26 protein-coding genes are annotated in these 24,818 nt (G+C 59.5%); 6 read left to right on the top strand and 20 right to left on the bottom strand.

Annotation, left to right across the window (positions count from 1 at the left end; translation table 11 throughout):
* The first annotated feature begins 60 nt into the window (after positions 1–60).
* From AADW57_RS08900 to AADW57_RS08880, 5 genes are all read left to right on the top strand, one after another.
* The gene (locus AADW57_RS08900) at positions 61–546 is read left to right on the top strand and encodes a curli production assembly/transport protein CsgE (RefSeq protein WP_341666538.1); all 486 of its coding nucleotides are present in this window, start codon (positions 61–63) and stop codon (positions 544–546) included.
* Positions 547–561: 15 nt separating this feature from the next.
* Complete coding sequence (locus tag AADW57_RS08895; protein WP_341666537.1) at positions 562–996, top strand: curli assembly protein CsgF; 435 nt, start codon at positions 562–564, stop codon at positions 994–996.
* Positions 993–1,961: a CsgG/HfaB family protein gene (locus tag AADW57_RS08890; protein WP_341666536.1), complete on the top strand. Its 969-nt coding sequence runs from the start codon at positions 993–995 to the stop codon at positions 1,959–1,961. The genes AADW57_RS08895 and AADW57_RS08890 overlap by 4 nt, the downstream gene beginning before the upstream one ends.
* An 89-nt stretch (positions 1,962–2,050) precedes the next feature.
* Positions 2,051–3,160 carry a curlin-associated protein gene (locus AADW57_RS08885; RefSeq protein WP_341666535.1) on the top strand — a complete coding sequence of 370 codons (1,110 nt, stop codon included), beginning with the start codon at positions 2,051–2,053 and terminating at the stop codon, positions 3,158–3,160.
* A gap of 394 nt (positions 3,161–3,554) precedes the next feature.
* Complete coding sequence (locus tag AADW57_RS08880; protein WP_341666534.1) at positions 3,555–4,319, top strand: response regulator transcription factor; 765 nt, start codon at positions 3,555–3,557, stop codon at positions 4,317–4,319.
* 18 nt (positions 4,320–4,337) lie between these two features.
* Here the strand turns inward: AADW57_RS08880 and sufT are convergent, their stop codons facing one another.
* The 9 genes from sufT to kynU all read right to left on the bottom strand — a co-directional run bounded on the left by sufT (position 4,338) and on the right by kynU (position 13,776).
* Positions 4,338–4,898 (bottom strand): putative Fe-S cluster assembly protein SufT, encoded by a 561-nt coding sequence (gene sufT / locus AADW57_RS08875; protein WP_341666533.1) that lies wholly within the window; start codon positions 4,896–4,898, stop codon positions 4,338–4,340.
* Between the two features lie 11 nt (positions 4,899–4,909).
* On the bottom strand, positions 4,910–5,362 hold the full coding sequence (sufU, locus tag AADW57_RS08870) for a Fe-S cluster assembly sulfur transfer protein SufU (protein WP_341666532.1): 453 nt from the start codon (positions 5,360–5,362) through the stop codon (positions 4,910–4,912).
* A complete protein-coding gene (locus AADW57_RS08865; protein WP_341666531.1) occupies positions 5,363–6,610 on the bottom strand; it encodes a cysteine desulfurase in 1,248 nt (415 codons plus the stop codon).
* Positions 6,607–7,914, bottom strand: a complete 1,308-nt coding sequence (gene sufD / locus AADW57_RS08860; RefSeq protein ID WP_341666530.1) for a Fe-S cluster assembly protein SufD — start codon at positions 7,912–7,914, stop codon at positions 6,607–6,609. Before sufD ends, AADW57_RS08865 begins: the two co-directional genes overlap by 4 nt.
* On the bottom strand, positions 7,911–8,690 hold the full coding sequence (gene sufC, locus AADW57_RS08855; protein WP_341666529.1) for a Fe-S cluster assembly ATPase SufC: 780 nt from the start codon (positions 8,688–8,690) through the stop codon (positions 7,911–7,913). The genes sufD and sufC overlap by 4 nt, the downstream gene beginning before the upstream one ends.
* Before the next feature lie 13 nt (positions 8,691–8,703).
* Positions 8,704–10,152 carry a Fe-S cluster assembly protein SufB gene (gene sufB / locus AADW57_RS08850; RefSeq protein WP_341666528.1) on the bottom strand — a complete coding sequence of 483 codons (1,449 nt, stop codon included), beginning with the start codon at positions 10,150–10,152 and terminating at the stop codon, positions 8,704–8,706.
* A complete protein-coding gene (locus AADW57_RS08845; RefSeq protein WP_341666527.1) occupies positions 10,149–10,643 on the bottom strand; it encodes an SUF system Fe-S cluster assembly regulator in 495 nt (164 codons plus the stop codon). Before AADW57_RS08845 ends, sufB begins: the two co-directional genes overlap by 4 nt.
* Positions 10,644–10,710: 67 nt before the next feature.
* Positions 10,711–12,480 (bottom strand): ABCB family ABC transporter ATP-binding protein/permease, encoded by a 1,770-nt coding sequence (locus AADW57_RS08840; RefSeq protein WP_341666526.1) that lies wholly within the window; start codon positions 12,478–12,480, stop codon positions 10,711–10,713.
* A 57-nt stretch (positions 12,481–12,537) separates the two neighbouring features.
* On the bottom strand, positions 12,538–13,776 hold the full coding sequence (gene kynU, locus AADW57_RS08835; RefSeq protein WP_341666525.1) for a kynureninase: 1,239 nt from the start codon (positions 13,774–13,776) through the stop codon (positions 12,538–12,540).
* 199 nt (positions 13,777–13,975) lie between these two features.
* Here kynU and AADW57_RS08830 point away from each other — a divergent pair, with 199 nt between their 5' ends.
* Positions 13,976–15,655, top strand: a complete 1,680-nt coding sequence (locus AADW57_RS08830) for an anti-sigma factor domain-containing protein (protein ID WP_341666524.1) — start codon at positions 13,976–13,978, stop codon at positions 15,653–15,655.
* On the opposite strand, the gene AADW57_RS08825 is transcribed toward AADW57_RS08830, so the two are convergent.
* From AADW57_RS08825 to AADW57_RS08775, 11 genes are all read right to left on the bottom strand, one after another.
* The gene (locus AADW57_RS08825) at positions 15,633–16,442 is read right to left on the bottom strand and encodes a ferritin-like domain-containing protein (protein ID WP_341666523.1); all 810 of its coding nucleotides are present in this window, start codon (positions 16,440–16,442) and stop codon (positions 15,633–15,635) included. The genes AADW57_RS08830 and AADW57_RS08825 overlap by 23 nt on opposite strands.
* A 67-nt stretch (positions 16,443–16,509) precedes the next feature.
* Complete coding sequence (locus AADW57_RS08820) at positions 16,510–16,914, bottom strand: MerR family transcriptional regulator (RefSeq protein ID WP_341666522.1); 405 nt, start codon at positions 16,912–16,914, stop codon at positions 16,510–16,512.
* A gap of 76 nt (positions 16,915–16,990) precedes the next feature.
* Positions 16,991–17,314, bottom strand: coding sequence for an integration host factor subunit alpha (locus AADW57_RS08815; RefSeq protein ID WP_341666521.1), 324 nt, complete (start codon positions 17,312–17,314; stop codon positions 16,991–16,993).
* Positions 17,315–17,323: 9 nt separating this feature from the next.
* Complete coding sequence (gene pheT / locus AADW57_RS08810) at positions 17,324–19,729, bottom strand: phenylalanine--tRNA ligase subunit beta (RefSeq protein WP_341666520.1); 2,406 nt, start codon at positions 19,727–19,729, stop codon at positions 17,324–17,326.
* Positions 19,730–19,806: 77 nt separating this feature from the next.
* The gene (gene pheS, locus AADW57_RS08805; RefSeq protein WP_341666519.1) at positions 19,807–20,829 is read right to left on the bottom strand and encodes a phenylalanine--tRNA ligase subunit alpha; all 1,023 of its coding nucleotides are present in this window, start codon (positions 20,827–20,829) and stop codon (positions 19,807–19,809) included.
* A gap of 69 nt (positions 20,830–20,898) precedes the next feature.
* Entirely contained in the window at positions 20,899–21,258 is a 360-nt protein-coding gene (rplT, locus tag AADW57_RS08800; protein ID WP_341666518.1) for a 50S ribosomal protein L20, read from the bottom strand.
* A gap of 16 nt (positions 21,259–21,274) precedes the next feature.
* Positions 21,275–21,472, bottom strand: coding sequence for a 50S ribosomal protein L35 (gene rpmI, locus AADW57_RS08795; RefSeq protein WP_341666517.1), 198 nt, complete (start codon positions 21,470–21,472; stop codon positions 21,275–21,277).
* A gap of 179 nt (positions 21,473–21,651) precedes the next feature.
* On the bottom strand, positions 21,652–23,043 hold the full coding sequence (locus tag AADW57_RS08790; RefSeq protein WP_341666516.1) for a 4Fe-4S binding protein: 1,392 nt from the start codon (positions 23,041–23,043) through the stop codon (positions 21,652–21,654).
* The gene (locus AADW57_RS08785; RefSeq protein WP_341666515.1) at positions 23,040–23,876 is read right to left on the bottom strand and encodes an FTR1 family iron permease; all 837 of its coding nucleotides are present in this window, start codon (positions 23,874–23,876) and stop codon (positions 23,040–23,042) included. Before AADW57_RS08785 ends, AADW57_RS08790 begins: the two co-directional genes overlap by 4 nt.
* 9 nt (positions 23,877–23,885) lie before the next feature.
* Complete coding sequence (locus AADW57_RS08780) at positions 23,886–24,227, bottom strand: cupredoxin domain-containing protein (protein ID WP_341666514.1); 342 nt, start codon at positions 24,225–24,227, stop codon at positions 23,886–23,888.
* On the bottom strand, positions 24,227–24,766 hold the full coding sequence (locus AADW57_RS08775; RefSeq protein ID WP_341666513.1) for an iron transporter: 540 nt from the start codon (positions 24,764–24,766) through the stop codon (positions 24,227–24,229). The genes AADW57_RS08780 and AADW57_RS08775 overlap by 1 nt, the downstream gene beginning before the upstream one ends.
* Between the last annotated feature and the right edge of the window lie 52 nt (positions 24,767–24,818).

Raw genomic sequence — 24,818 nt, 5'->3', positions numbered from 1 at the left:
TACCATAGTCAGTAACGCCGATGTATCAAGCCGTAAGGCGAGGGAACAACAGGTGCTGCAATGACAAAACCATACCAACAAGGGGCCGTGCTGCTGGCGATGCTGTGTGTCATGGGCAGCGCCGCCGCACAACCGGGCAGAGACACCGGCAAGCCCAAACCGGCCAACTTCATGGAAGCCATCCGACAGGCTGAAGTGGTTCGCAAGAACCTGTTTGACGATCCGCTCTCGGGCATCGTCATCAACCGCACCGTCACGGTGCAAGGACAAGACTTTTACCGCTACTTCAGCAATCGCTGGCGCGAGCTGAGCGGGGCCAGCCCCTTCACCCTGACGGTGGTGGAGCGCCCGTCGGCCCGCTGGGGCAGCGAAATCTGGGTCGAATACCGCCGCCAGCGCATGTATCACGCTTTTCTCACGCCCGCGCGCTCCGGCACAAAGAAGGCCAGTGAGCGGGCCGTGGATCTGGTTCTGGAAAACGTCAATAAAAGCGAAATCGAACGCGTACTCACCAACAACCCGGACCTGGCTCCGGACGAACTTTAATAAGAGAGACATAACGTGAAGACTTTCCTGCCCCTTGCCTCCGCTCTGCTGGCCGGTGCGCTATTTGCCCCCGTCCATGCGACCGAACTGATATATACCCCCGTCAATCCGAACTTCGGCGGCAGCCCGCTCAATGGGCAGTGGCTGCTGAACTCGGCCCAGGTCACCAACAAACACACGGACCCCGAAGCCGAAGACCTGGGCTCGTCCTTTGAGCAGCGCACGCCCTTCCAGGACTTCAACGATCAGCTGGAACGCTCAGTACTCAGCCGCCTGGCCTCGGCCGCGTCCTCGCAGTTCGTGGACAGCAACGGCAAATTCGTACCCGGCACCTTCGAGACCGGCAGCTTTACGGTCAGCGTCGTCGATGTCGGCGGAGGGGCACTGACGATCACCACCACGGACCGGATCACCGGCGCTTCCACTACTTTCCGGGTGATGCAACCATGATGAGCACATTGACCATCCTGAACGCGCGCCCAACGCGCCTGCTGAGCGTGCTGGCCCTGACCTCGGCCCTGGCTGCCTGCGCCATGCCCTCCACTCCGGCCGATGTCAAAAGCTCGGCCTACCTGACGCCCGCCTCGCCGGCCACGCACGATCTTCTCGAGCTGCCCGCGCCCGCCCAGCGCCTGACTGTGGCGGTTTATGGGTTCCGGGATCAGACCGGGCAGTACAAACCCAATCCGGACAGCTCTTTTTCCACCTCGGTCACCCAAGGAGCCGCCGCCCTGCTGGTCAAAGCCTTGCGCGATTCGCGCTGGTTCACCCCGGTCGAGCGCGAAAGCCTGCAGGAACTGCTGACCGAGCGGCGCATTGTGCGTGCCCTGGACGGATCGCAGGAAAACGGCCAGCGCACCTCCATCAACATCCCGCCGCTTGCCCCGGCTGAAATCATGATGGACGGAGGCATCATCTCCTATGAAAGCAATGTACGCACGGGTGGCGCGGGCGCGCGCTTTCTGGGCGTAGGTCTGTCTACCCAGTATCGGGTCGACCAGGTCACGGTCAACCTGCGAGCCATCGATGTGCGCACCGGCAATATTTTGCAAAGCGTGTCCACCACCAAAACCATCTTTTCCTACGAAGTACGGCCCAGCGTCTACAAGTTCGTGAACTTCAAAGACCTGCTGGAAATCGAGGCCGGCGTGACCAACAACGAGCCGGCCCAGCTATCGGTCAAGGAGGCCATTGAGTCGGCGGTGGTGCATCTGATCGTGCAAGGCATGAAGGAAGGCCAATGGCGACTGCAAAACGAGGCTGACCGTAACAACCCCATTGTGCAGAACTACATGAAGCAAAACGAAACCTACCGCAGCCTTCGTACCCAGGCCGCTGTGGCTGATCCTGAGGCCACGCAAGCCAATGAAGCCACAAGCGACGAGGTGCAGACCGCACCGGTCACTGGCAGTTGAACACGAGCAGACAGCGCGGTGGTTCCGAGAAGACCGGCCGCCGCTCTCTTTCCTAACAACGGTCTTCGACATGCACTGAGGAGAAGTATATGAACGGCAAACTGTCCACATTGGCTATTGCCCTGGGCGCCGCGCTGGCCCTGCCCACACTGGCGCTGGCTGACAACGCCACCGTGACGCAGACCGGCAGCTTCAACAAAGGCGTAGTTCTTCAAAACCACAACACCAACGCCAACGCTACCATCGACGTGAAGGGAGACCGCAACGACGATTACATCGATCAGTGGGATAACGGTACGGTTCGCGCCACCGTGAAGGTCATCAACGGCAACGACAACAAAGCCGTGGTGGAACAAAGTCGCAGCGGCGGCAACTCCACGATCAACATCACCCAGTCGCGCAACCGCAACGACGCCTTTGCCAGTCAGTACCGCGCCGACGGATCGCAAATCAACATCAAGCAATTACGTTCGGACAATAAGGCAGTGGTTGAGCAGGTTCACAGCACGGGCGACCAGGCCACAGTGAACCAAATGGGCCAAAATGGCGACGCCTATGTGAATCAATACCGAACCCGTGACGCACTGGCTGTCATCAACGACAGCGGCGAGCGCAACGACTCGGTCATCGAGCAGAACAACAGCAGCCATGTCAACGCCTTCATTACCCAATCGGGGTACAAAGGAGATGCATACATCAATCAATACAAAAGCACGGGCTCGACCGCCAGCATCACCGACAGCGGCAAGTACGACAAGGGCGTGATCGATCAGTGGAATGTCTCCAACTCGAACGCCTCCATCGTCCAGGGTGGCGGTCACAAGAATGATGCCACCATCAGCCAAACCGGCACGTGGTGGGGCAATTCGGATCGCCTGCACGCCAGTATTGTCCAGAGCGGCTCGCATAACAAAGCCGTTACGGAACAGACCGGCTACAGCAACGACAGCAACATCATCCAAAGCGGCCTGGGCAACGACGCCTACAACTCCCAAGCAGGTATCGGCAACGATTCCTACATCAGCCAGGGCGGCGGCTATAACAAGGCCGTGGTCACCCAGGTCGGTTTCAACCTGGATTCGTCGGTCACGCAGAACGGTTGGGGCAACCGCGCCCAAGTGGTGCAAAGCGGCCTGAACCACAACAGCACCGTCACCCAGACGGGTAATTTCAACAATGCGTATGTCAACCAACATTAACCGGCTAATTTAAGCCATATGTCAGCGGTGTCATGCTATATAGTAGGCGCCGCTGACAATCTCCAAGTTATTGATAAATAAACGCTTTAAGGGTTATGGAGCGTAGGAGTAACCCGAGTTTATAAGGCTTGTCCAGATACCAAATCAGTAGTTTGCGGCACAGTATGACGTTTCAAACATCAAGTTTTAACAAATGCAAATGATCGGTTAACAATTTCAAATAATTCGTCAGCCCTGAATGCAGCTCACCGCCGGATAATGAGGCCGCATGGCTGGGAGGACGAAGCGAAAACACAATAGCTGCCAAAGACAATGACAAACACCAACAAGCAACAAAAAGGCTTAGTGCCCGTAATGACATAGAGCCCATATAACGCAGCGAGGGAGACCTAAAATGACAACAATCATCGTCGTGGAACCACACACCTTATTCAGGTTGGGCATTGTACGGCTGCTGGCAGACACCCTGCCCAGTGCGGAATTGCTCAGCATGGACTACGAGTCACTGGAAACAGGTCTGCAGACACGACGTTGTGAGCTGCTGCTATTGTCGGTACCATCCGCCGAGGCCTGTCTGAAGCTGCTGGCAGATGCGCACCGCAGCCTGCAACCCAGCGCCGTACTCCTGATGGCCGAATCCCATTACGCCTTACCTGCGCTGCAGGACATGCCTGCCGGCGTCATGGGACATTTGCTCAAGACCGCCACACCGGAATTGATGGCGGCTTCCATCAATCTGGTGTTGGCCGGCGGCTCCTGTTTTCCATCGCCTGCGCCCCAGCGCCAAACGACGACAATGGCCACGCCTGCCACCCAGCCATCGAGTCCATTGCCATTTCAGGCGCAACCCGACAGGCTGATTACATCCTACGAGCCCGTACGCTGGCCGCCCGCCAATCGAGACACCGATCATCTTGACGAAGCGCGGCTACTGGGCCTGACGCCGCGTCAATACGAAGTGCTGGTGCTATTGGCGCGCGGCATGACCATCAAGGGCGTGGCCCGGCAGTTGAATATTTCGTCGGCCACGGCCAAGGCGCATGCCGAAACCCTGTATATGCGAATGAACGTACACAACCGCAACGAGGCCGTCTACCACGCGGTCTCCAAAGGGGCCAGGCTAGGGATGCCCAACACCCACATCGAAAAAGCCTGCTGATCGCAGGCTTTTTCAGGATTACAACATACCCAGTTGCAGGCGTGCCGATTCGCTCATGCGTTCCCGGCTCCATGGCGGGTCCCAGACCAGATCGACCACGGCCTCTTCCACGCCTTGTATGGTCAGCAGCTTGTAACGGGCCTCGTCAGCAATCATGGTGCCCATGCCGCAGCCCGGCGCGGTCAGCGTCATGTTCATGGTGATGGAAAACGCGTCAGGGCCTGTCTGGGTAACATGGCAGTCGTACACCAAGCCCAGGTTGACGATGTCCACGGGGATTTCCGGATCATAAACACTGGCCAACACAATCCAGGCCGCATCCTGAACCGTTTTCTCGCTCAGGGGAAGTTCGGGGACGAACTCTTCCGGCTTATCCTGGGCCTCGAAACCCAAAGCATCGGCGTCCACCCCTTCGATACGGTACAGATTGCCTTCCACCATGACGGTGTAGCTGCCACCCAACTTCTGGGTAATGGTGGCCGTACACCCTTTTTCGATCGTGACGGGCGCGCCGTAGGGGATGCTGACGGCGGGGCAATCCCGGCTGACCAGCACATCTTGTCGTTCAAAGTAGCTCATGCCTTGCGCCTTTATTCGGTTTGCGCGGTTTCCCTGGCCTGATGGATAGCGTTATGCAGGGTATGCCAGGCCAGGGTGGCACATTTGACGCGCGCCGGAAACTCGCGCACCCCCGACAACACTTCAAGCTTGCCCAGATCGCGGTCGGGATGAGCCTCGGTCAGCATGGCATGCATGTCTGCAAACAAAGACTCGAATTCGGCCAGGGTCAGGCCCTTGACGGCTTCGGTCATCAGCGAAGCCGATGCCTTGGAAATCGCACAGCCGTGGCCAATAAAACTGACCCGCTGCACGATACCGTCTTGCACCACTGCATACACCGCCAGTTGGTCCCCGCACAGCGGGTTGTGTCCATTGGCGTGATGGGTAGCGTCCTCAATCACTTCAAAATTGCGAGGACTGCGGTTGTGATCAAAAATGACCTCTTGATAGAGGTCACGCAGCCCGTTGAAATCCTGGCTCATTCAGCCAACTCCAAATAATTTTTGTGCCTTGCGCAAACTGGCCACCAAAGCGTCGATATCGGCAAAGTCGTTGTACAAGGCAAACGAGGCCCGGGCGGTGCCGGGGATGCCGAATCGGGTCATCAGCGGCATGGCGCAATGATGCCCGGCGCGAACGGCCACACCGTCCATGTCCAGAATGGTGCCCAGATCGTGCGGATGAATGCCATCGACCAGAAAAGAGACGATGCCGGCTTTATGACGGGCGGTGCCCACGATACGCACGCCTGACATGGACAGCAAGGCTTCGGTGGCATAGTCCAGCAAGACGGCTTCGTGGGCGGCAATGCGTTCCATGCCGATGGCCGTCAGGTAATCGATAGCCGCCGCCATGACGATGGCACCGGCGATATTGGGCGTACCCGCCTCGAAACGCTGCGGTACCGGCGCATACTGGCTGCGCTCGAAGCTGACCGTGGTGATCATGTCGCCGCCACCCATCCAGGGGGACATGCGATCCAGAATGTCGTAGCGCACATACAGTGCGCCCATGCCCGTGGGACCATACAGCTTGTGGGCGGAAAAAGTGTAGAAGTCGCAGTCCAATGCCTGCACGTCCACGACACCGTGCGGCGCGGACTGAGCACCATCGAGCAGCACCTTGGCACCGTACTGATGCGCCAGATGTGTCATCTCGGTGACCGGATTGATGGTACCCAAAGCATTGGACACATGCACCAGCCCCACCAAGCGGGTCTTGTCGCCCAGCAACTGGCGGTACGCGTCCAGATCCAGTTCGCCGTTATCCAGCACCGGCACCACGCGAATGACCGCGCCCGTGCGCTGGGCGACCAACTGCCAGGGCACGATATTGGAATGGTGTTCCAAGCCGGTCAGCAGGATCTCGTCACCCGCCTTCAGATTGTCCATACCCCAGCTGTAGGCCACCAGATTGATGGACTCCGTGGTACCGCGCGTAAAGACGATTTCCTCGTCACGCGCGGCATTCAGGAATGCCCGTACCGTGCTTCTGGCCTTGTCGTACAGATCCGTGGCCTGCTGGGACAACCAGTGTACGCCGCGATGGATATTCGCATTGGACTGTTCGTAGAAACGCGCCTCGGCTTCGATGACAGAGCGTGGCTTTTGCGTGGTGGCACCATTGTCCAGGTAAGACAGGCGCTGACCGCGCACAGGCCTGGCCAGGATAGGGAAATCGGCGCGATGATCCAACAAGGCAGATTCAGCTACGGGCATAGGGGCATTCATGCAAGCTCTCCAAGGGCAAGACCGCCGGGCAGCAAAGCGCTGATGCCCGCCGTGGCACGACGGCGCAAGCCGTCCGATGCAATGCGTTCCAGCGACTGTGCAGCAAAGGCATAGATCAGCATATTGCGCGCGTCTTCCTGAGTCATGCCGCGCGAACGCAGATAGAACAGGCTGTCTGCATCCAACTGACCGACCGTAGCGCCGTGAGCGCATTTGACGTCGTCGGCATAGATTTCCAGTTCGGGACGGGAATCGGCACGGGCCAGTTTGGACAGCAGCAGGCTATCCGAGCGCTGCACCGCATCAGTGCCGTCGGCACCCTCGCCCACCAGCACGCGGCCACAAAACACACCACGTGCCGTATCAGCCAAAATGCCACGGTAGTACTCGCGGCTCTGGCAGTTGGGCTGAGCATGGTTGATGACCGTGTTGTGATCCACATGACGACGGCCATCGACGAAATACAGGCCGTTGAACAAGGTTTCGCAACGCTGGCCGTTAAAGACGGTGGCAATGTCGTTGCGTGCCAGTCGCGCGCCAAATGACAAGGAATGCGAATTAAAGACCGAACCCTGACCTTGTTGCACATCGATACTGGCCAGGTGAAAGTCCTGCGGTGCTTCCTGTTGCAGTTTCAGGTGGGTCAGGTTGGCATCGCGGGCGACATTCAGGCGCGTGACCGCGTTGCTGAGCGAGGCCTGTTCGGCATGGCGGCCTACATAATGCTCCACCACGGTTGCACTAGCACCAGATTCCAGCACCACCAGATTACGGGTGAAACTGGCAGTGCCGCCCTGCGTGCTGACAAATACCAGATGCACAGGCTGATCCAGCTGCGTGCCGGCAGGCACACTAAGCACGGCACCATCCGAGGCCAGCGCCAAGTTCAGGGCAGCGGTCGCGGCGCCCAGCGTTTCATCGCCGTATTGGCTCTGTACCCAATCAGCGTCCTGCTCGATGCAGGCGCTGAGCGCCCCCAAACGTGCGCCGGCCGGCAAAGCCCCGACGGTCGACAAAGCGGCGTCGTAGCGACCATCGACAAATGCCAGAAAATGGCCGTCTTCCTGTTGGCGCACCGTATTGACCAGATCCGCCGCCTCGCTTTGAGCGGCCGGCGCAAAATTTTGCTGTTCCAACAGTGCCAGCGAGGTATGGTGCCAGGCTTCGATACGCGTGGTCGGCCAGCCTTCCTGCGCGAAACGGTCCAGCGCCCGCTGCCGCAAGGCACTTAGCCAAGGCAGCGCAGCACCGGGCCGCTGAGCGGCCTGGGTGGCGAAATCAGTGACCCAATCCGGCAGGCTCATACCGCAGCTCCTTTGGCGGCCTGTTCGGCAGCAGCCTGCTCCAAGACCCAGCCGTAACCGCGCTCTTCCAGTTCCAGGGCCAGTTCGCGACCGCCCGAACGGATGATGCGTCCGCCGGCCAACACATGCACGAAATCTGGCACGATATAGTCCAACAGACGCTGGTAGTGGGTGATGACCAGCAAGGAACGCTCGGGCGAACGCAAGCGGTTGACGCCGTCGGCCACGACACGCAGGGCATCGATATCCAGCCCCGAATCGGTTTCGTCCAGAATGGCCAGCTTGGGTTCGAGCAGACTCATCTGCAGGACTTCGTTGCGTTTCTTTTCGCCGCCGGAAAAGCCTTCGTTCACGGAACGGTACAGAAACTCTTCACGCATCCCAACAATCTTCATTTCCTCTTTCACGCGCTTGAGGAAATCCATGGCGTCCAGTTCGGGCAGCCCCTGGTGACGACGCACGGCATTGACCGACGCGCGCAGGAAATAGGCATTAGAAACACCGGGGATCTCGATGGGGTACTGGAAGGCCAGAAACAGCCCCGAGCGAGCGCGATCCTCGATCTTCATGTCTAGCAGGTCCTGGCCCAGCCACTGCACCGAGCCGCTTTCGATGGTGTAGTCTTCGCGACCGGCCAACACTTGGGACAAGGTGCTTTTACCCGAACCGTTCGGACCCATGATGGCGTGTACCTCGCCGGGGTTGATCTGTAGATTCAACCCTTTCAGAATGGGCTTGTCTTCAACCGAGGCGTGCAAATCTTTAATCGTCAGCATTTTCATATTCTCCTTAACCGACACTGCCTTCCAAGCTGACGCCGAGCAGATTCTGTGCCTCGACTGCAAACTCCATGGGCAATTCTTTGATCACTTCTTTACAAAAACCGTTCACGATCATGGAAACGGCATCTTCAGCGCTCAGACCGCGTTGCATGGCATAAAACAACTGGTCTTCGCCGATGCGCGACGCCGTTGCTTCGTGTTCGACGCTGGCCGTGGGATTTTGCACTTCCACCGTCGGGAAGGTGTGGGCCGCGCACTTTTTGCCGATCAGCAAGGAGTCGCACTGGGTATAGTTACGGGCGTTTTCGGCCTTGGGCGTGATGCGCACCAGTCCCCGGTAGGAGTTGATGCCGTGACCGGCCGAAATACCCTTGGAGATGATGGTGCTGCTGGTATTGCGGCCCATATGGATCATTTTGGTGCCGGTATCGGCCTGCTGACGGTGATTGCTAAGGGCCACGGAGTAAAACTCGCCCTGAGAATCGTCGCCGCGCAACACCACGCTGGGGTACTTCCAGGTAATGGCCGAGCCGGTTTCCACCTGAGTCCAGGAGATATGCGAACGGGCACCGCGACACTCGCCGCGCTTGGTCACGAAGTTATAGATGCCGCCCTTGCCGTCCTTGTCGCCGGGATACCAGTTTTGCACGGTCGAATACTTGATTTTGGCATCGTCCAATGCGACCAGCTCCACGACCGCCGCATGCAGCTGGTTTTCGTCCCGCATTGGGGCCGTACAGCCTTCCAGATAGCTGACCGAGGCACCTTCTTCGGCAACGATCAAGGTGCGCTCGAACTGGCCGGTATCACGGGCATTGATGCGGAAATAGGTGGACAGCTCCATGGGGCAACGCACCCCCTTTGGAATGAACACAAACGAGCCGTCGGAGAAAACCGCGGAGTTAAGCGCGGCATAGAAGTTGTCGCTGGGCGGCACGACGGTACCCAGATACTTTTTGACCAGCTCGGGGTGTTCGCGCACCGCTTCCGAAAAAGAACAGAATATGACGCCGACTTCTTCGAGTTGCTTGCGAAACGTGGTGGCCACCGATACGGAATCGAACACCGCATCCACGGCAACGCCGGCCAGACGGGCGCGCTCGTGCAGTGGCACGCCCAGCTTTTCGTAGGTGCGCAGCAGCTCGGGGTCGACCTCGTCCAGGCTTTTCGGGCCATCGGCCTTGCTTTTGGGCGCGGAGTAATAGCTGATGTCCTGGAAGTCGATAGAGGGATATTTCACGATGGACCAGGTTGGCTCTTTCATGGTGAGCCACTGCCGATAGGCGGCCAGACGCCATTCCAGCATAAATTCCGGTTCGCGCTTCTTGGCGGACAGGAAGCGGATGACGTCTTCGTTGAGGCCTTTCGGGATGGTTTCGGATTCGATCTCTGTGACAAAACCTGCCTCGTACTCGCGATCGAGGAAGGTGTCCAGGTGTTCGTTGACGGTACTCATTCGGTTAACTCCACGTTGGAGGTGCTCGCCTTGTTTCTGGTTTTCATTTCAGGGCCCGGCTTGTGGGTCAGGGGAAATTCGGTGACCGCGGGACGTATCATGTCTGCAACACTGACTTCTTCCAGTGTGCGCCGGACAATATCGTTGATCCGCTGCCAATTACTACGTATATGGCAGTCGGACTCCACAGAACAGGCACCGGGACTGGCTACGCATTCGGTCAGGCCGAAAGGCTGTTCTTCCAGTGCGTCGATGATCTGCGCTACACTTATTTGTTTGGCGGGGCGACCCAGCGCATACCCTCCGCGCGCGCCGCGACTGCTGATGACCAGTTCGTGCTGGCCCAGCAACTTGAGCACCTTGCTGACCGTAGGCTGGCCCAGGCCCAAAATGGCGGCCAGATCGGAAGCACTGAACACACGGTCCGGTTCCCCGGCCATGTGTGTCAGCACCAAGGTGCCGTAATCAATGATCTTGCTGATCCGCAGCATGCACTCTCTCTGAACTGGTCATGTAGGGATATAGTACCGCTTTGGTACTATATGGTCAAATTATCCCCTAAAGACTTTGCTGGATATGCCACATGCGCGCGTAAGTGCCTTGCCGCTCCAGCAACTGGGCATGCGTGCCCTGCTCCACGATGCGGCCCTGCTCCAGCACCAAGATGCGATCTGCGTCGGTAATCGTGGACAGGCGATGCGCAATAATCAAGGTGGTACGGTCACGCGCAATCGCGCTTAACTGCGCCTGAATCGCCCGTTCGGTGCGGGTATCCAGTGCGCTGGTGGCTTCGTCGAAAATAAGGATGGGCGGATTTTTAAGCAGTGTGCGAGCAATGGCCACACGCTGTTTTTCGCCGCCGGACAGTTTCAGGCCACGCTCGCCCACGACCGTTTCGTAACCGTCAGGCAGACTTTCAATAAAGTCATGGATGCTGGCAGCGCGGGCAGCGGCCACAATGTCGTCACGACTCGCCTGCGGCAGCCCATAGGCGATATTGTGCAAAATAGTATCGTTGAACAGCACCGTATCCTGCGGCACGATCCCGATATGGCGGCGCAGGCTCTCCTGGCTCCAGGCGCGTATATCCACACCGTTGACCAGAATGCGGCCGGCCGTCACATCGTAAAAACGGAACAGCAGGCGCGACAAGGTGGATTTACCCGCCCCCGACGAGCCCACCACCGCCACTGTCTTGCCTGCCGGAATGTCAAAGCTGAGATGCTCGATGACCGTGCGGCGTGCGTCGTAGGCAAAGCTGACATCCTCGAAACGCACGCTGGCCTGGGCACAGGCAAGTTCGTGGGCCTGGGGCGCATCCCGCACTTCCTGGTCGCGGCGCAGCAAGGCGAACATACGCTCCATATCGGCCAGCGAGTTCTTGATTTCGCGGTACACAAAGCCCAGAAAATTAAGCGGCGCGTACAGTTGCGTCAGAAACGCCGATACCAGCACGACATCGCCCACCGTCATGGTGCCCGCCAGCACCCCCTGGGCCGACATGAACAGCAAGGCGGTCACCCCCACGCTGATGATGGCGGCCTGCCCCATATTGAGCATATTCAGCGATACCTGATTGCGCACGGCCGCATCGACCCACTGCCCCATGTGCTGGTCGTAGCGGTCTTTTTCGTACTGTTCGTTGCCAAAATACTTGACCGTCTCGTAGTTCAGCAACGCATCGATGGCCCGCGAATTGGCGCGGCTGTCCAACTCGTTCATGGCGCGTCGGTAGCGCATGCGCCATTCGGTCACCAGCAGCGTAAAAACGATATAACAAACAATAGTGCCCAGCGTCACCAGAGCAAAATCCCAATCGTAGCGCCACAGCAAAATACCGCAGACCAGCGTGATCTCCAGCAAGGTGGGCAGGATGTTGAAAACCAGGAAATTGAGCAGGAAACTGATGCCCTTGGTGCCGCGCTCGATATCGCGGCTAAGTCCGCCCGTCTGGCGTTCGGTATGAAAACGCAGCGACAGAGCCAGCAGATGTTGAAACACGTGATTGGCGATCAAGCGCACCGAACCTTGCGTAACGCGCGCAAATAAAGCGTCGCGCAATTCGCCCAGGGCGCTGGAGGCCAGCCGCACCGCGCCATAGCCCAGCAGCGCCGCCACCGGCAATATCAATGCGGTGGCCGGCAGGCTCAAGGCATCGATCACCTGTTTCAGGTAGATCGGCATCATGACGGTGGCCACTTTGGCCAGCACCAGACAGGCCAGGGCCAGCAAGACCCGTTTTTTAAAACGCCAGACGTAGGGAAACAGAGACTTCAGGGTGCCGAAATTACCGGGGGCACCATCCGGCGAAGGAGGTCGAGGAGGCACGATTACAAGGCCGGCGGCGGGCGTAGTCTGACTACCCGGCCACCGGACAATTCAAGATCAGGTTACAGCGGCGCGCTGCGGGTCGAGGTCGAAGTCACGCTGTGTGAGCAGTTCGCGCAAAATACGCACGGCCTGCCAGACATCCTCGAAACGGGTATACAAAGGCGTAAAGCCGAAACGAAGTATATCCGGTTCCCGGTAATCGCCCACCACGCCGCGCTGGATCAAGGCCTGCATCAGGCCATAGCCATGCGGATGCGCGTAGCAGACCTGACTGCCGCGCAAGGCATGGTCGCGTGGGCTGACCAGCGCCAGTTCCACGCCGCACTCCTGCTCGACCAGCGCCATGAACAGATCCGTCAGCGCCAAGGACTTGCGTCGCACAGCCGCCATGCCCGCCCGCGCAAACATATCCACGCCGACTTCCACCAGCGCCAGCGACACCATAGGCTGCGTGCCGCACAAGGCTGCCCGCACCCCCGGACTGGCCTGGAAACCCGGTTCCATGGCAAAGGGACGGGCGTGCCCCCACCAGCCGGTCAATGGGCTTTGGAAGGCGGCCTGATGCCGCTTGGGCACCCACAGAAAGGCCGGCGCGCCAGGCCCCGCATTGAAATACTTATACGTGCAGCCCACCGCAAAGTCGGCCTGGCAGGCGTTCAGATCCACTGGCACGGCACCGGCCGAATGCGCCAGATCCCAGATGGCCAGAACGCCTGCCTCGTGGGCGCGACGGGTCAGCGCCTGCATGTCCAGCAAACGTCCCGTACGATAGTTCACATGGGTCAGCATCATGACCGCCACATCCGGCGTTAGCGCGGCAGCGATATCATCCGGATCGTCGATCAGACGCACCTCGTACCCCTGCTCCAGCCAACGGGCCAGACCCTGGGCAATATAGATGTCGGTGGGGAAATTGCTGCGCTCGGTCAGAATGACGCGCCGCTCGGCTTGGGCCGACTGCATGTGCAAGGCTGCCGCCAGCACTTTGAACAGGTTAATGGAGGTGGAATCGGTGACCGCCACTTCGCCGGGAGCCGCGCCGATCAAGGGCGCGATCCTGTCTCCCAGGCGTAAAGGCAGCTCGAACCAGCCGGCCGTATTCCAGCTGCGCACCTGATCCCGTCCCCATTCCTGCTCAACCACCTGGGCGGCGCGCTGGGCGGCGGCCTTGGGCTGGGCCCCCAGGGAATTACCTACCAAATAAATCTGCCCTTCATTTAACTGAAACTCGTCACGGAAGGCCGCCAACTCGTCCTGGCCGTCCAACTGGCGACAATATTCTAGGTCTATCACACGCTCTCTCCTGGGTAGTTCGGTTGCCCGTACCGTTTCTGCACTTTGTTACCTTCGGGCTTCAAACGAAAAGCATACAATACGTTCTTGTCCCCAAGGGGGCTTTCCCCCTTGCCGACACACGCAAACACGCCAGCCCGGACCTGTCGCGAAGGCCAGTGTCCGGCCCACGGCCACCCTTATCCAGCAGAACCCATACATGCCGTCTTCCACGTTTTCCTATTCTTCTTCCTTAACCCAGCTTGCCGCTCAGGACGCGCTGGCTCTGGACTTGCTCTATGACCAGGAAGCACCGCCCATGCTGGCCCTGGGGCAGACGGTGCTGGGCCGACGCATCGATGCCGAAGAAGTGCTGCGCGACACCTTTGTGCTGCTTTGGAAAAATGCGGCCAGCTACGACCCCGATCTGGGTCCGGCACGCGCCTGGATCTACAGCATTCTGCGTTTTCGCCTGATTGCCCGTCTACGCCAGCGCAGCAACCGACAAGAGGCTGCCACCGCCCTGCCCGCCATACAGCCGCGCGCGGGACAAGTTTTTATTCCCGCCATGGGTCAGTTGGACGGCACCACCCAACGCGCCATGATCTGCGCGTATCTGCACGGCAACCATTACGAGCAGCTCGGAGCGAGTTTGAATCGCTCCCCCGCCCAACTGCGCGCTCTGGTTCAGCAGGGACTGCAGCAGCTCAGCCCGTTTCTGGGCGTAGACGGCGCGCTGGACCCGCGTCATGCTCTGCTGATCGGGGAATACACGCTGGGATTGCTCAGCCAGCACGAACTGGCCCAGGCACACACCTTGATGCAGGAAAACGATGATGCCGCCCGCCTGACTTTGGCCTGGGAACAGGCCTGGCTGGAATTGGTCGATTGCCTGACACCCGTATCGCCCGCCCCTACCAGCCTGGCCCATATCCACCAGACCCTGGGCCTGCCGCCGCCTGCACCGCGACGCCCCGCCGGTCAAGCAGATCTGTCCAATACAACCACTGCTGCTAAAGCGACGTCCTTAAACGCCACGCCGGCGGCAAGCCGACAGGAGCCGTCCATCGCGCAGAAGCCATCCGCGCAAGCCACACCGGCCCCCGCTCCTAAAGAGCGGGCCGAGCCGCGCTGGGATGGCGCGGCGAAGGCGCAGCTCCCTGCCGTGGACACCCCCCCGTTCCCCACCTTGCTGCGCGCCGACCCCGAGCCCCAACCTTCCGCGACCCAGCCGTCTTCGGACAAACCCGGCAAACCGGATGCTCCCACGGTCAGCCAAGCTACGGTCGACAAACGCGCATACGACACCAACCGCAAGGCCGCGCCGCAAGCCACGAACGGCTCCAACACGCAGCCGGCCGCCCAACAAGAACCGGTTCGCCGGCGCTCCCGCCTTTCCTTACCCGTCATGGTGGCCTGCGCTGCTCTGTTGGTGGCCATCGGTCTGGGCATTGCCTTGGCGTTCGCCTACAACGCCGAACCGCCTGTCACCGTCATCGAGATGAAACCACGCCAGGCCGCGATTCTTCAGGCACCTGGCCAGTCATCCACCCCGGCCTGGATCGTCACGGTAGATCCGCAAGGCAATATGCTGCTGATCCCCAAGGTACGAACCGAAGTTAAACAAGGTCAGGCCGTTCAACTGTGGACCCACTCCCCACGTGCCGCACAGATCCGCTCCCTTGGCCTGATCGACCCCAACCGCCCCATTACCGTACCGGCGAGCCTGATCGGCACACTGGAGGACGAACAGATTCTGGAGATGACACTGGAGTCGGACGGCGGATCGGACAGCGGCAGCCCTGAAGGCCCCGTGCTGTATATAGGCAGTGTCGTCAGCTTCGGACAGCTCGATTCTTTGCCGACTCAGCAGGACGCTAGACCTGCCGCCCATTCCTGAACATGGCGTCCAGCCGCTCCAGCTCGTCGATCTCGGCCTCGGTAAAGCCCGCCTTCAGGCGGGCCGGGCGATTGAACGGGCCGCGCAGGCGCGGCGCGCGGTACTGCCGGGCCAGGACACCATAGGTATCAAAATCCGATAGGCTCTGTTCGCGACACAACTGCCTGTACCAATAATTGCCCAACGCCACGTGGCCGACTTCGTCGCGCAAAATAATATCGATGATAGCGACAGCCCGGGCATCGCCCGCCTCGTCCAGCTTGCGGCGCACAATGGGGCAAGCATCCAGTCCGCGCGCCTCCAGCGTGCGCGGCACCAGTGCCAAACGCGCCAGCAAGTCCGAACGGGTGCGCTCGGCCATTTCCCACAGGCCATCGTGCACTGGCAAATCGCCGTACTGCAGGCCCAGCGTAGCCAGATACTCGTTCAGCAGCTCGAAATGCAAGGCTTCTTCCACGGCGACTTGCAACCAGCCTGCATAAAACGCATCGGGCAAGCCGGGATAGCGCCACACAACATCCAACGCCAAATTAATGGCATTAAATTCGATATGAGCCAAAGAATGCAGCAAGGCGGCCCGCCCCTGCGCCGACTTGACCGAACGCTTGGGAACGTCCTGGGGCGGCACAAAGCGCAGGCTGGCAGGCCTGCCCGGAATGCCTGGCGGTTCGGCAAGAATCTGCTGCGCGCCTACAGGCAAAGCATGGCCAATCGCGCGCACGGCCGCCACTTTAGCGGCTGGTTCTTGCAGCAGCAGTGCCTGCAAGGCCTGACTACGTAAGTTCACGTTTTATATCCCGCATGAAAAAGGCCGGCGCATCGGCCGGCCTGATCGCCCTACCCACGGCATCTGCTTACGCAGCAGAATCCGGAGCGGTCATCTCCAGGGCCTTGTCCAGCATGGACTGAAGCTGCCCAAGCTCGGCGCGCAAGGCCTGTAGTTCCTGCCCTGTCAGACGTACGGCGGCATCCTGATCGAATGGCACATCGGGGCCATCGCCCAGGCGATTACGCGCCCCGCTGATGGTAAAGCCTTCGTCGTACAACAGACCGCGTATGCGGCGAATCAGCAGCACTTCGTGATGCTGATAATAACGTCGATTGCCGCGACGCTTGACTGGCTTGAGCTGGGTAAATTCCTGTTCCCAATAACGCAGCACGTGCGGCTTGACCAGACACAGCTCGCTGACTTCGCCAATGGTGAAGTAACGCTTGGCGGGAATCGGAGGAAGGGAAACCGTCTTTTCGTTCGTGCTCATGGTCACTGATGCTCGTCAACAATAGGAGTGATTTTACACGTTCAAGCAGGGGAAACTGTACGTAAACGTACCAGCATCAGTCCTGCTCGTCCTCGGGAGCGACAGGCACCCCTTCGACCACGCTCTTGAGCTTTTGGCTGGCATGAAAAGTAACCACGCGGCGCGCCGAAATGGGGATGACCTCGCCGGTCTTGGGATTGCGGCCCGGACGCGGCGGTTTGTCCCGCACCTGGAAGTTGCCAAAGCCCGAAAGCTTCACTTCAACGCCATCGGCCAGGGAATCCCGGATTTCGGCAAAGAAAGTATCGACAATATCTTTGGCTTCGCGCTTGTTCAAACCCACGCGCTCGAACAGCAGTTCGGCCAGGTCCGCCTTGGTCAGTGTGCGTTCTACGTTCATGCTGTCTCCTTATGCACGCGCCCGCGCACCATGCGCGGACACCAATGCCTCCAGCAGTGTCTGCATGCACTGCTCGACTCGGGACTCATCCAGCGTGGCGGCGCTGTCCTGCAGCCAGAAGCGGATGGCCAGGCTCTTTTCGGCCGAGTCGTTTTTGTCGCGCCAGACATCGAACAGCTGGATGTCTTTAACAATCGCAGCCTGCGGCGCGCACCGGCGCACCGTATTCAAGGTATCCATCACGGACTGGTAACTGACCTCGTTACCCACCCAAACGGCCAGGTCGCGTTGCACCACGGGCTGTTTGGACACTTCCACGGCCTGCACCAGCGCCTCGCTGGAGATGGCCTCTAAATCCAGCTCGAATACGACCGGCGCTTTGCTCAGCCCGAAAGTGGGCAGCCATTGGGGGTGCAATTCACCGATCCAGCCTATGGGCTGGCCGTCGAGCACCACGCAGGCACTGCGCCCTGGATGCAAAGCAGGATGGGCCTGCGCCTGGAACCGAGCGTCGGCACTGCGACGGCCCAACAAGGTTTCCAAGTCGCGCTTGACGTCGAAAAAGTCCACGTCACGGTCGGCCTGCCCCCACTGCTCGGCCACGGCCGAACCCCATGCTGCGGCGGCAATTCGATTAGGCTGGTGAATGCCGGCCACCGTCAAGGCACCGTTTTCCTGGGCGGCATCGCGCATGAACACGCGGCCCAGCTCAAACACGCGCACGCGCGACTGTCGACGGTTGGCGTTATGTTCGATATTGGCCAACAAGCCGGGAATCAGGCTGGAGCGCATGACGGCCAACTGGCTGGCGATGGGGTTGAGCAAGCGTATGGGGTCGGCCTGACCATTGATCTCTTTTTCCCAAGACTCTTGTACAAAGGAAAAATTGATGACTTCCTGGTAGTCTTGCGCGGCCAGCACGGCACGCAAGGCATGCGGGCCACGCAGTGCCTCGGGCGAGACGCGCATCTGCGCCGGGGCCACCGGCGGCAGATCGGGAATGTTCTCAAAGCCGTAAATGCGTGCCACCTCTTCGATCAGATCCTCTTCCAGGTTCAGGTCAAAGCGAAAGCTGGGCGGCGTCACCGTAAAGACGTCATCGGCCACGGTAAATTCCAGCCCCAAACGATGAAAGATCTCTTGCACCTGCGCTTGTTCCAGCGCAATACCCAATACGCGGCGGCAGCGATCAAGACGCAGCTTGACGGGGTTACGCTTGGGCAGCGCGATGACCTGATCATCCAGCGGACCGGCCTGACCGCCGCAGATGTCCAGAATCAGCGCCGTCGTGCGCTCCAGGTGTTCCGGGATAGTGGCAAAATCCACGCCGCGCTCGAAGCGATGGCTGGCGTCGGACGAAAACTTGTAGCGGCGGGCACGGCCCATGATGGCCTCGGGCCACCAGAACGCCGCTTCCAGATAGATATCGGTGGTATCCAGGGTGACGGCGCTGTGTTCGCCGCCCATGATGCCGGCCATACTCTGGGGCACATCGTTGACGGCGACCACGCCTACGTCCGTATCCAACTCTACGTTCAAGCCACTGAGCAGCTCGAGCTGCTCGCCTTTACGCGCCCAACGGACATCCAGGCCGGACTGCACATGCTGCAGATCAAACACGTGCGTAGGGCGACCCAGTTCCAGCATGACGTAATTGGAAATATCGACCAAAGCGGAAATTGAGCGCTGACCACTGCGTTCCAGGCGCATCTTCATCCAGTCCGGCGTCTTGGCACGGGCATTGACGCCACGGATGACGCGCCCACCGAAACGACCACACAGATCGGCGTCGTGCACCGTAACAGGCACCCGGTCCTGTATGGTGACAGGCGCAACATCAAAGGTCGGCAATGTCAGCGCCTGACCGGTCAAGGCGGATACTTCGCGGGCCACGCCCAACACCGACAGGCAGTCGGCGCGGTTGGGCGTTAATTTCAGTTCGATGATCTGGTCGTCCAGATCCAGCAGTTCGCGCAGGCACTGCCCCACCGGCGCATCGGCATCGAGCACCAGCAGGCCGTCGTGGTCCTGGGACAGGCCCAGTTCGCGCCCAGAGCACAACATGCCGCCGGACTGCACACCACGCATCTTGACCGGCCCGATTTTCATGCCGCCCGGCAGTTGCGCGCCGATGCGCGCGACCGGCACCTTGATTCCCTGGGCGGCGTTGGGGGCACCGCAGACAATCTGTAGCAACTGACCAGAGCCGTCGTCCACCTGGCACACGCGCAGGCGATCGGCGTCCGGATGAGGTTCGATAGCGGCAATCAGGCCCACCACCACATGGTCAAAAGCAGGGGCGGCCGCCTGGATATCTTCGACTTCCAGGCCGGCCATGGTGAGTTGGTGGCCCAATTCTTCGGTGCCCAGTTGGGGATTCACAAAGCGGCGCAGCCACGATTCGGAAAATAGCATGATGCAGAAAGGGAAAGATGAAACGGCGTATACCAGAGCCGCCGAACGCCTTGCGTACGGGCGGCGCGAATGAGGAATCAGCGATTGAACTGCTTGAGAAAGCGCAGATCGCCTTCAAAGAACTGGCGCAGATCATTGACACCATAGCGCAACATAGTCAGACGCTCCAGCCCCGAGCCGAAGGCAAAGCCGATGTAGCGTTCTGGGTCCAGACCAAAATTGCGTACTACTTCAGGATGAACCTGCCCGGAGCCGGAGATCTCCAGCCAACGTCCCTTGTTCGGGCCGGAGGTGAACATCATGTCGATTTCGGCCGAAGGTTCGGTGAACGGGAAGAAAGAAGGACGGAAGCGCACGACCAGATCGTCGCTTTCGAAGAAGGCACGCAGAAAATTGGTATAAACGCCTTTCAGATCGGCAAAGGAGATGTCCTCGGCAATCCACAGGCCTTCGACCTGATGAAACATGGGCGAATGGGTGGCATCGCTGTCCACCCGATAGGTACGACCGGGCGCAATGACCTTGATGGGGGCCTGGTTCATGCGGGCATAGCGCACCTGCATGGGGCTGGTATGCGTGCGCAGCAAATACGGCAAGCCCTGCTCGTCCTGCATGTCCACATAGAACGTGTCCTGCATGGAGCGCGCCGGATGGTTCTCGGGGTTATTCAGGGCCGTGAAGTTGGTCCAGTCATTTTCGATTTCGGGGCCGTCGGCCACATCAAAGCCGATGGAGCGAAAGATGGCTTCCACGCGCTGCCAGGTCTGGATGACCGGATGAATGCCGCCGGTGCCACGGCCTCGGCCCGGCAAGGTGACGTCGATCTTCTCCTGTGCCAGGCGCTGGTTCAGTTCTGCGGCAGCCAGCGCGGCGCGACGATCATTGAGCAGGGTTTCGATTTCGCGCTTGAGCACGTTAATGCTGGCACCAGCCGCCTTTTTCTGTTCGGGGTCCAGTTGCGCCAGGCCCTTCATGAGCGTGGTGATGGCACCCTGCTTACCCAGAAAACGGGCTTTGGCATTTTCCAGCGAAGCAGCGTCCTGGGCCTGCTCGAACAAAGCCCGTGCCTGGGCGATCAGATCATCGTGGGAGGAAGTCATGACGTGTTACTTTCCAAAAACAAACGGAGCCCCAAGGCCCCGTTTGCGAACTATACAGTCGGATACCGCTTAAGCAGCCAAAGCGTTCTTAGCCTGTGCGACAACAGCGGCAAAACCGGCCTTGTCGTTAACTGCCAGATCGGCCAGAACCTTGCGGTCCAGAGCGATGGAGGCTTTGTTCAGGCCAGCGATGAACTGGCTGTAGCTCATGCCCAGTTCACGGCATGCAGCGTTGATACGTGTAATCCAGAGTGCGCGGAAAACACGCTTCTTGTTGCGGCGGTCACGGTAGGCGTACTGGCCTGCCTTCATGACGGCTTGTTTGGCAATCCGGAATACATTGCCGCGACGACCGCGGAAACCCTTGGCTTGGGCAATGACTTTTTTGTGGCGGGCGCGAGCGTTTACACCGCGTTTTACTCGAGACATGTTGAGTTCTCCGTGATCAGGCGAAAGGCATCATGGCCTTAACGGCAGCGACGTCGGCTTTATGCACTTCGACGGCACCACGCAGTTGGCGTTTGTTCTTGGTCGTTTTCTTGGTCAGAATGTGACGCTTGAACGCTTGGCCCCGCTTGATGGAACCGCTACCACGAACCACAAAGCGCTTGGAGGCGCTTTTTTTGGTTTTCATTTTAGGCATGAAATTACTCGATTAATTTATGTCTGTGGGTGGCCGCCCAACAATCAGGCTGCACTTGTATGACCCAAAAACAGGCACTTGTTTTTTTTCTTTCCCAACGCAAAGGCTAAGCCAGAACGTGGAAAAGCCATTGATTATAGAGTGATTCCCTAAAAATTGTCCAGTTGCGCAGTGCGTTTTCACCAACACAGGAAAAACAGCAGCCACGCCCCCAAGAAAGGCAGCAGGCCGATCGCCAAACAAGCCAAAGCCACTCGGCGGGGATGTGCCCCGGCAGACCTCAGTCCTGTCAGACGCCACAGCAAGCGCAGGCTCCAGGCCAGCGCCAGGCCCAGCATCGCCAGGCGCACCGGCCCCGCCCAAGTGGTGCTTAGCCCTTCGTGCTGCAACAAGGTCAAGGTTGTGGCCGTCAAACCCAGAAACACGCCGGTACCGGCCAGAGGAATCAATCCCAGCGCCAGTTTATTGACTCCCGCCCAGCTCGCCCCTGCCGTCCGCACGCCCGGCAATAGGCGATCCGCCAGAAACAGAGACAATAAAGCGGCTCCGCCGCACACTAGGCAGGCCGCCCCTATAAAGGCCAGGATAACGGTGCCATCCAGCCAACTAAAACTGTCGTTGACCTGCGGATAGTGGGTCAGCACAAACCAGGGAGCCGTATCGAGTAAAGGCCACACGACATCGTGCTCGACCAACCAAAGGGCAATGGCCTGCTTGACGGCGATCAGCCAGGGGCTGGCGCTCCACAAGAACGCTCCGACCGCCAACCCCATCAAGCCCAGGGTGATGAGCAAGGTCTGCCAGACGCTGCCGGGCGAGTCTGACATGATGTCGCGTTCGGGCGAGCGCAACTGCAAATGGATTGCCCCCCGATAATCGCTGCAGCGCCCACACATATGGCAGTCCCCCGCCCCCTGCATGGTGCGCAGCGGCAACAAGGGGGCGCAATTAATGCCAGCGGTGCGACGCGATGCCTGTCGCCAGGCTAACGCATCTACCTGGAACTGCCAAGGCGAGAGCTTGGCCAGCAGATTGAAAACACCATTGACCGGACACAGATAGCGGCACCAGACGCGCTTTTCCCGACCGTACAGCCACCCCACGGCCATTGCCCCTACGGTAGAACCGCCCAGAATCAGGGCCACCGCCCACGGGTACTGGTAGACGCTGATCAGCTGCCCATAAATCGTGGTCAAGGCAAACGCCACGAAAGGCCAACCGCCCCAGCGCAACCAGCGCGGAATCGCCCCGCCCCGCCCATGCCGGCTGGCCCATTCGGTCAGCGTACCTTCCGGACAAAAGACGCCGCACCAGGTCCGTCCCAGCAATGGCATGGACAAAAGCACGAACGGCCACCAGACTCCCCAAAAAGCAAACTGCGCCAGCACCGTCAAATTGTTCAAGACCGAGGCACTGCGATCGGGCAAAGGCAAAAAGACAGGCACCAGCAGCAATACCGCATACACCAGCACGACCAGCCACTGAATGCGGGCAATGGCCCGCTGATGATCGCGCAGAGCATCGCCCAGGCGTGCCGGCCAGTCGCGTTTGGGTTCGCCAAGCACCGTCATGACGCCGCCTTCAGCGTCGTGACAGACCGAGGCGCACGCAAGAAATAAAACAGCAGGGCAACATATCCGACGTAGATCAATACCTGGCTGAGCGCCGGGAAATCCCGATATCCCGCAAAATCAGCCAACAGCTTGCCCAGCCCCGAATCGGTGCCCAGCAGCCAGGACGAATCCCAGACCGGGTCCACCAGTGCCGGAAGCGCCCCCAGGGAAATCAGGCGGTCGGTTGCCGATATCAGCAATGCAGCGCCAAGCATCAGCAAAAGCCATTCGGTAAAGGCAAAAAAACGCCGCCAGGTAATGATGCGCCCGCCCCATTGCAAGGCCATAAAGGTCAACAAAGCCGCAAAAAAACCGCCCAAAGCGGCCCAGACTAAAGCTCCGATATTCTGCCCTGCAGAGACAGCAGACAAGGCACCATACAGAAACACCACGGTTTCGCTGCCTTCACGCGCCACGGCTATCATGGCCAGCACCAACACCCCCCATTGCCGTCCTTGCCCCAATTGGTCGGATACGCCCTGCTGCAGGTCCTGCCGCAAGCGGCGACCATGCCTGCGCATCCAGACCACCATCTGCACCACCAAGGCGCAGGCGATCAGGCTCATGATGGCCTGAAACCACTCTTGGCCACTGTCATCGAGCCAACTGGCCAGACCCAGCAACACCAAGGCCAAGAGCACAGCCAGACAGACGCCAGCCGCCACTCCACCCCAGAGCCAGGGCAAACCCCTGCGCCCTTGCGGGGAACGGCCCAGCCAGGCATACAGAATGCCGACCACCAGCAGGGCTTCCACGCTTTCACGCCAAACAATAAATAGCACTTGTTCCACGATATAGACTCACGGAGCGGGACGAACGCGCAAAATGCCTTTCGCGGCAGGATGAAAGTCGTCAAAAAAGGGATAGTCGCCAGGTCGGGAGACGGTCAGCACCACAAAGGAGGTGACACCCGGACCCAAGACTTTTTCTTTGCGCAGCGGCAGGCTCTCGAACTCCACGGCCTCTTGGCTATCGTTGACCAGCACGATCTTGAATCGTCCGGCCTGCACCTGTAGCACCGCCGGCTCCAACACGCCGCCGGACTTGAATGTGAGCGTATGCACGGGCATGTCCGCCCAAGCCGGGGCAACGACAACGCCCCCCAACAGGACGGCGACCAGCCAGCGTAATGGCTGCATCATCAGTACCCTCCCTTTTTGCCGGTGCCTGCAAAAACAAATTCGTACTGATGCTCGAACGTCTGAAACCAGGGAGCGACGCCGGTTTCCTTATCCACATGACGACCGAAGTGATTCATGCCGCCGCTCTCGGGCGAGGCAATCGTCAGCACCAGGGTGTATTTGCCCGGTCCATTCAATTTGACGTTATCGCCATAATGCGGGCCGTCGTTGGCCACCATGGGCATCATGTCGCCCGCAATGACGGTATCGCTGCCCTGCTTGCGCAGCACATATCGAATGTTCAGATAAGGAGCCCAGGCCCCTTCGGGCAAGCCGTTGGGGTTGTCTGCCGTTGCATGAATATCGGCCTCCAGGTGAATATCGGAGTCGGCCGCCGCACGCATCATGCCGGGCGGGTCCATCTCGACGGGTTGCAGATAAACAGCGGCCACTTCCAGACCGTTCTTTTGGACGGGCTGACCAATGGGGTACTCGGCGGCCAAGGCTGTGCCGGTCAACATCACTGTCAGTGCGGTAAGCAAAAGGGGGCGACGGATCATGTTTTTTTCGCTCGTATCAGAAGAAACGTATAAGACTGATTCTTATTCAGGC

It is taken from the genome of Alcaligenes sp. SDU_A2, assembly GCF_038237375.1.
Classification (GTDB): Bacteria; Pseudomonadota; Gammaproteobacteria; order Burkholderiales; family Burkholderiaceae_B; genus Alcaligenes.
Note: the sequence above shows the minus strand (reverse complement) of the source record. Positions and strands in the feature narration are given on the sequence as shown.